Source organism: Acidaminococcus sp., assembly GCF_050873445.1.
Classification (GTDB): Bacteria; Bacillota; Negativicutes; order Acidaminococcales; family Acidaminococcaceae; genus Acidaminococcus.
In genome coordinates, this window is record NZ_JBNMIU010000075.1 from 1 (window position 1) to 7176 (window position 7176).

6 protein-coding genes, 1 pseudogene and 1 riboswitch are annotated in these 7176 nt (G+C 55.4%); of the genes and pseudogenes, 2 read left to right on the forward strand and 5 right to left on the reverse strand.

Annotated features, from left to right (window positions below; translation table 11 throughout):
* The 5 genes from ACR0QW_RS10295 to ACR0QW_RS10315 form a co-directional block, all read right to left on the reverse strand.
* The coding region (locus ACR0QW_RS10295) for a hypothetical protein (protein ID WP_432643559.1) at nt 1-227 on the reverse strand (227 nt) is incomplete at its 3' end.
* Nucleotides 187-292, reverse strand: a riboswitch (SAM riboswitch). It overlaps the preceding gene by 41 nt.
* 112 nt (nt 293-404) lie before the next feature.
* Nucleotides 405-2684 carry a formate C-acetyltransferase gene (gene pflB, locus ACR0QW_RS10300; RefSeq protein WP_432643560.1) on the reverse strand — a complete coding sequence of 760 codons (2280 nt, stop codon included), beginning with the start codon at nt 2682-2684 and terminating at the stop codon, nt 405-407.
* A 172-nt stretch (nt 2685-2856) separates the two neighbouring features.
* Nucleotides 2857-3582: a pyruvate formate-lyase-activating protein gene (gene pflA, locus ACR0QW_RS10305; RefSeq protein WP_432643561.1), complete on the reverse strand. Its 726-nt coding sequence runs from the start codon at nt 3580-3582 to the stop codon at nt 2857-2859.
* A gap of 132 nt (nt 3583-3714) precedes the next feature.
* Nucleotides 3715-4407, reverse strand: coding sequence for a Crp/Fnr family transcriptional regulator (locus tag ACR0QW_RS10310; protein WP_432643562.1), 693 nt, complete (start codon nt 4405-4407; stop codon nt 3715-3717).
* The gene (locus ACR0QW_RS10315) at nt 4404-5792 is read right to left on the reverse strand and encodes a 3-hydroxyacyl-CoA dehydrogenase NAD-binding domain-containing protein (RefSeq protein ID WP_432643563.1); all 1389 of its coding nucleotides are present in this window, start codon (nt 5790-5792) and stop codon (nt 4404-4406) included. The genes ACR0QW_RS10310 and ACR0QW_RS10315 overlap by 4 nt, the downstream gene beginning before the upstream one ends.
* Before the next feature lie 181 nt (nt 5793-5973).
* Between ACR0QW_RS10315 and ACR0QW_RS10320 the strand changes: the two genes are divergently transcribed.
* Nucleotides 5974-6996, forward strand: coding sequence for a hypothetical protein (locus ACR0QW_RS10320; RefSeq protein WP_432643564.1), 1023 nt, complete (start codon nt 5974-5976; stop codon nt 6994-6996).
* Nucleotides 6997-7094: 98 nt separating this feature from the next.
* Nucleotides 7095-7176: pseudogene (locus tag ACR0QW_RS10325) on the forward strand (transposase); the annotation flags it as partial.

The window sequence follows — 7176 nt, forward strand, 5'->3', positions numbered from 1 at the left end:
AATATCCATTCAGGATATCCTCCTTTCAAAATGAAGTGGTTGGTAGCCATCTTCATTTTACCAAAGGAGGATTTTTTGGTATAGCTAAAAGCTTTCCAGAACCCCACGCATAGCGTGGGGTTTTCAAACCCGACAAGAAAAGCACCACCTGCCTTTGCAGATGGTGCTTTTTGATGACTGATCTCGCATTCATCTGCCAGGAACCGGATTCCCGTTGGAATTGGCACCTTCCCGTAAAAGGGGGTTGCCGCAGCGTCATAGGGCCAAATCCCTCAGCTGCTCTCGATGAAGGGTATGAATTTATAATCCGTATTGTATAGTAAGTGGATAGGATTGTCAAGAGTTTTTTGTAACCGGAGCGGGAACAGTTTGAATGGGTGGTAAGCAGTGGCTGACGGGTATCATTACATCTTCAAATGGGCCCGGCGGGCAATAACGTCCAGCTGCTGTTCCCTCGTCAGATCGATGAATTTCACCGCATACCCGGATACCCGGATGGTGAAGTTGGCGTATTCCGGTTTTTCCGGATGTTCCATGCAGTCGATCAGCTTATCCACTCCGAATACATTCACATTCAGGTGGTGGGCCCCCTGGTCGAAGTAGCCGTCCAGCACACGGACCAGCGTAGCCTTCTGTTCTTCTTCGTTGTGGCCCAGGGTTTCCGGAGCGATGGTCTGGGTGTTGGAAATGCCGTCCAGGGCATATTCATAGGGCAGCTTTGCCACAGAGTTCAGGGAAGCCAGCAGGCCATTCTGTTCAGCACCATAGGCAGGGTTGGCACCCGGTGCGAACGGCGTGTAGGCTTTGCGGCCATCGGGCAGGGCACCGGTGGCACCACCGTACACCACATTGGAAGTGATGGTCAGGATGGAAGTGGTGGGTTCAGAATTCCGATAGGTGTGGTGCTTCCGCAGCTTGGTCATGAAGGTCTTCAGCAGCCATACCGCGATTTCATCGGCCCGGGGATCATCGTTGCCGTATCTGGGGAAGTCCCCTTCCACCTTATAGTCCACCACCAGGCCGGAATCATCCCGTACGGTGGTCACCCTGGCATATTTGATGGCGCACAGGGAATCCACCACATGGGAGAATCCGGCGATGCCCGTTGCGAAAGTCCGGCGTACATCGGTGTCAATCAAGGCCATTTCGGCAGCTTCGTAGTAGTATTTGTCATGCATGTACTGGATCAGGTTCAGGATGTTCACATACAGCCCGGCCAGCCAGTCCATCATCAGGTCGAATTTGTGCATCACTTCGCCATAGTCCAGCACGTCGGACGTGATGGGAGCGTATTCCGGCCCCACCTGCATGTGCTTTCCGTCCCTGGTCAGGAACTTTTCGTCCCTGCCCCCGTTGATGGCATACAGCAGGCATTTGCCCAAGTTGGCACGGGCGCCGAAAAACTGCATTTCCTTCCCGGTCTGGGTGGCGGATACACAGCAGCAGATGCTGTAATCATCGCCCCATACCGGCTTCATCACATCATCGTTTTCATACTGGATGGAAGACGTGGTAATGGAGATGTGGGCTGCGTACTTCTTGAAGTTTTCCGGCAGAGCGGAAGAATACAGCACGGTCAGGTTCGGTTCGGGAGAAGGCCCCATGTTTTCCAGGGTGTGCAGGAACCTGTAGTCGTTGCGGGTGACCATGTGACGGCCATCCATGCCGATGCCGGCCATTTCCAGGGTAGCCCATACCGGATCACCGGAAAACAGCTGGTTGTAAGACGGGATCCGGGCGAATTTCACCATGCGGAATTTCAAGGTCAGATGGTCGATCAGTTCCTGGGCCTGCTGTTCCGTCAGAGTGCCTTCAGTCAGGTCACGGCTGATGTAAATGTCCAGGAAGGTAGAGATGCGGCCCACGCTCATGGCAGCGCCGTTCTGAGTCTTTACGGCAGCCAAGTAGCCGAAATACAGCCACTGCACTGCTTCCCGGGCGTTTTTGGCCGGAGCAGAGATGTCGAAGCCATAGATTTTGGCCATTTCCTTCATCTGCTTCAGGGCACGGATCTGTTCGGCCAGTTCTTCCCGCTGACGGATGATGTCGTCAGTCATGACGCCGCATCCGCAGTTGTCCAGGTCGGCTTTTTTCCTGTCGATCAGGAAATCGATGCCGTACAGAGCCACCCGGCGGTAGTCGCCGACGATCCGGCCCCGGCCGTAGGTATCCGGCAGGCCAGTCACAATGTGGCTGTGGCGGGCCCTGCGCATTTCAGCCGTGTAGGCATCGAATACAGCCTGGTTGTGGGTCTTGTGGTATTCCGTGAAGATCTTGTGGAACTTGGGGTTTACTTTGTACCCGTAGGTTTCTGCCGCTTCTTCCGCCATCTTGATGCCGCCGTAGGGCATGAAGGCCCTTTTCAGAGGCTTGTCAGTCTGCAGGCCCACCACCTGTTCCAGGTTCTTCAGCTTTTCATCGATATAGCCGGGGCCGTATGCAGTCAAGCTGGAGACCACTTCCGTTTCGCAGTCCAGTACGCCTCCTCTGGCCCGTTCTTCCTTCTGCAGTTCCTGGACCCGGCCCCACAGTTTGTCCGTAGCTTCCGTAGGCTCCGTCAGGAAACTTTCGTCACCGTCATAAGGGGTATAGTTGTTTTGGATAAAATCGCGGACATCCACATCGTCCATCCATTTCACACCCTTGAAACCTCTCCAGGCAACGTTTTCAGTCAGCTTGTCCATAAAGCTCCTCCTTGTCAGTTCTTGAATCTTGCGATGGTTCCATCATATCCCATCCGGAATCCTGAAACCTTGATTCCAGTCAAGTTTGTGTAGGCTAACTATTTAAATTTCAATTTTTTTGCGGGCTTACCGGGCGACACGGCTGCGCCGTTCTCAGTAAATCCTTACGAGGTCAGACTGCCCGTAAGATCTTGCGCGCCACGTCCACCTGTTCCCGAGTGGGCGGCTCCACATCCTTCAGCTGGTTGGGAATGCCCAGTTCTTCCCATTTGTACAGCCCCATGCTGTGGTAGGGCAGTACTTCTACCCGCTGTACGTTGGTCAGAGTGTCAAGGAATTCCCGGGTCCGCCGCAGGCTGGCCGGATCGTCCGTATACCCGGGGACCAGCACCTGGCGCACCCAGATGGGCTTGCGAATGTCCGACAGATACCGGAACAGGTCCAGGATGTTCTCGTTCCCCCACCCGGTCAGCTTCCGGTGGGCTTCCCGGTCCATATGCTTCACGTCCACCAGCAGGATATCCGTCACTTCCATCAGCTGCCGGAACTTGCTGAAGAAAGGCTCCTGACGGGTAAAAGGCTGCCCTGCCGTATCGATGCAGGTGCCGATGCCCCGGGCCCTTGCTTTCCGGAACAGCTCCAGCAGGAAGTCGATCTGCAGCAGTGGTTCGCCTCCACTAACTGTAATTCCCCCTTCCGGTCCCCAGTAGGGCCGGTACCGCTCCGCCTGGTCCAGCAGCTCGTCCGTACTGCGCAGCTGGCCTTTCTGACAGTCCCAGGTGTCTGCATTATGGCAGTACAGGCAGCGCATGCTGCACCCCTGTACGAAAATGATGAATCGTGTTCCCGGCCCGTCAACGGACCCGAAAGATTCAATGGAATGGATACGTCCCTGCATGGCAGTCTCCTCTCTTGCAAAAAAAAATGACCCTGTCAAAGGGTCGTACTGAAACCTTTTGGCAGAGTCATTGTATGCTGTTTTGCAGAAGAAATCCTTGACTGGGGTCAAAGATCCAGGCGGTTTTGTTTCTCAGTAGTTCACCATCTCCATCAGCCCATCCGGATCCAGGAGCCGGATGCTGCTCTGGCCGGTCTTTTTTACGTATCCTTCCCGTTCCAGCTCCTTCAGCTTGCGGCTGATGGTCTCCGGGCGCAGGGCGATAAGCCCGGCCATCTCCTCCAGTCGCAGGGTCACCACGTCCCCTGTCTGGCGGCGGTACCGGTACAGCAGAAGACCTGCCACCCGTTCCTTGGGATCGGCGATGCTCTTCAGCAGGTTCCGCCGGTTGGCATCGTGGAGTTTCTTGCTGAGCATGCCAATGATCCGCAGCGCCACTTCCGGTTCATGGATGGCCTCCTCGAAGTCTTTCCGGGCCAGCCTGCAGCAGTCCACTTCCGTCATGGCAATGGCCGAGGCTGAGTACAGGCTGTTGGGCACCAGTACGCCTTCCCACATGGTATCATGTTCCACAAAGATGCCGGCGATCCGCTCCAGTCCGTCCTGGTCATAGGCACTCAGTTTCACCCTTCCCCTGTGGATGATGAAGATGGCATTGCAGGGATCCCCCTCGTGGAACAGATACTCCCCCTTGTGCAGCCGCAGCCGCTCCGCCCGCTGCAGCAGGGTCGCCACCTTTTCCGGGGGCAGTCCGATGAGGAACTCCACATTCCGTAAACATTCGCCTCCGCATTTTTTGCAGTGGGCAGGGATTTCCGGTTTCATTTCTTTTCTCCGTACAGGGCCCCATAGACTGCCTGGAACCTGGCATCCCGGGCTTTCACAGCCTCCCCGGCCCTTTCCCCGCTGTAGTCGTAGAAACCTTTGCCGCTCTTGACGCCCAGATTGCCCTCCTTCACCTTTTCGGCCAGCAGGGACGGCACGTCATGGGAATCCTCCAGGTCGGGCATCAGGTATTCACTGATGTGTTCGAATACATCCAGCCCGCCGAAATCGATGGTCTCCAGGGGACCCAGGCAGGCCCAACGGAAGCCCAGGCCGTATTTCATGACCGCATCGATGCCTTCCACGCTGACCACGCCTTTCCGCACCAGGCTCAGGGCTTCCCGCAGCACGGCCAGCTGGATCCGGTTGGCGGCGAACCCGGGCACATCCTGCTCCACCACCACCGGTTTCTTGCCAATGGCAAGACTCAGGTCATAAATGGCTCTGGCCACCTCCGGCCGGGTATGGTCATTCTTGATGATCTCGATCAGGGGGATCAGTGTGGGCGGGTTGAACCAGTGCATGCCCAGGAACCGTTCCGGCCCGGTGACGGCTTCCGCCAGCTTGTTGATGGACAGGCCGGAGGTATTGGTAGCAATCAGGGTACGGGCGTCCGCCAGGGGCGTCATCTCCCGGTAGAAAGCCAGTTTGATGTCCAGGTTTTCTGCAATGCTTTCCACAATCAGATCCCGGCCTTTAAAGGCGTCCAGGCTGGTGGTATAAGTGATCTTGTCCGCTGCATCGGCAGAAATCCTGGTCTTTGCCCGATCCAGGGTGGGCTGACGATGGTTCCACAGAATGACATCATACCCCTTCCGGGCGAAGATGTCCGCCATGGAATACCCCATAGTGCCCGCCCCGGCAATGGTGACCTTCCGGACAGCACCCGGCAGCAGCCCTTCAAGCCGTTTGAAGTGCAGGAAATCATCCTTGGCTCCCAGTGAGCGGATTTCATCGGGCGTGACCAGTCTGAAGCTTTCTACCTCATCCTGCTGGATGGTCACATCCTTTTCCGTAAAGGGCGCCTGGAACCGGTAAATATCCACAAAGTAGTTGTTTTGTTCTGCCGGGCTGTCGCTGCGGTAGGTATGGATCAGCTGCCCCTGTTCCGCACGGAAATGAAGGCCTGTTTCTTCGGCCACTTCCCGCAGCACAGCCTGCTGGGAACTTTCACCGGCCCGGACGCCGCCCCCTGGGATTTCCCATTTGAGCGCCGCCCATTCCTTGTCGGCCTTGCGCTGGGTGATCAGGATCCGGCCCGTTTCGTCACACACCAGGGCCAGTACCGTCAGATGGTAGTCTCCCGGATGCATGTGCCAGTCATTGCGCTTCATCTTCCGTCCGGTCACCTGTTTGTCCACATCATAAATATCCCAGTATTCCATACTCTGCGCCTCTTTCTCGATTCATAGCTATGTAGCTTATTATAAAGCATATTCAATGCAGAGTGAAGAGCCAGTGGTCAGCAGTCAGGGGACCCACCACCAGCCGTTATGTTTTTCTCTTCACTCTGCCCTTTATTTCCTGTATAATAAAGTAGATACGACCACAATCGGAGGAATGATCATGGAAGACTTGCATACCATCATCAAAAACATTACCGATGGCCTTTCCGGCAACAACCAGAAGGACATCGCCTACTTAAAGGGCTGCATGACCCTGTACCGGGACCACCCGCTGCACAGGGAAATCACCAAAGCCTGCGGTGAACTGCTGTACAAGCTCATGCCGGAAGAAAGCCGCCAGCACTTTGCGGACATGTTCAGCAAAGCGTTTGCCGATTTCGGTGCCAAGCTGCAGCAGGCCCGGGAGCTCCAGGAAAACAGGGAATACGACAAGGCCGTCGCCCTGCTGGAACCCATGAAACAGGATGCGGAAAATTCCAGCTTGTACCGGTCCGATAAAGAAACGGATGTCCGCAGTTTTGCCGAGCCCATGGAAATGAGTCTGTACGATTTCTTTTTTGCCCAAAAGGACAGAAAACTGCAGCAGGCCCCTTTCCCGTTCCACATCGTGTACCTGCTGCTGGGCAGCATCGAACTGGCCCGGGGCAGCACGAAAAAAGCCCTGAAGTCCCTGGAAAAAGCCCGCCAGTGGGATCCAGCCAGCGTACCTGTGCTGATGACCCTGGCCCAGGCCCAGCTGGCCGAATCCCGGACGGAAGATTTCTATCAGACCACCCTGCAGGCCCTGCGCCTGGCCTGCCATCCGGAAGACCTGGCCGCCTGCTACCAGAACATCGGTCTGTACCTGTTCCTGAAGGATGACTATAAAGGCTCGGCCAATGCCTATTTCCTGAGCCTGAATTTCGGAAAAGCCCAGCCGGAGATGCAGGATACCCTCCGATCCATAGAAGAGAAACTGGGCAGGAAACCGGAACCGCCCACCCATGACCAGCTGAAGGCCTTTGGCGAAAAGTACCAGCTGCCGCTGGGGCCCAATGTGGACGTGCTGCGGATTGCCGCCGGCAACGCCCAGTACCTGCACAGCCAGGGTCGGGACGAAAATGCCCGGTATTTCCTGGATATCCTTCATCCTTTCCTGAGCGAAAAAGACATGGAAACACTGAAGAAACAGTTGGGATTCTGATAAAAAAGGGGCTGTGAAATAATGGTCCCATGAAAACGAAAAAGGACTTTCGATTCTTGCGAACCGAAAGTCCTTTTTCGTGTTAGAATTTAACTGACATGAAAAACCTAACTGTGTATTATAATACTCCCAAGCAGGGAATTTTACCAGCATTTTTTTCTGAGTGCCTAGATATCACAG